General features: G+C 36.1%; 1 protein-coding gene. It reads right to left on the bottom strand.

The window, feature by feature from the left end; all coding sequences use genetic code 11:
* The coding region (locus ACWA1B_RS23565) for a nitroreductase family protein (protein WP_461824367.1) at positions 1-238 on the bottom strand (238 nt) is incomplete at both ends.

Genomic DNA, 238 nt, shown 5'->3' on the forward strand with positions numbered 1-238 from the left:
TCTGGAAGGTTAATTTTGCGATTGAGAACCATCACGATTCCAATAACACAGGCCGAGTTAAGAGGATATTTTTTTAGCAGATTGTACTTTTCAATAGCTTCTTCCGCAGAAAACTTTTCAAAATAAAAATCTTTGTAATATTCAGCCAGAAAAGATCCGAGTTGTTCCAAATAATGATCTTTAAAAACAATAAACCTCCATGGCTCCGTCATTTTATGCGTAGGAGCGTAGGTTGCGT

Source organism: Flavobacterium xizangense, from assembly GCF_054075145.1.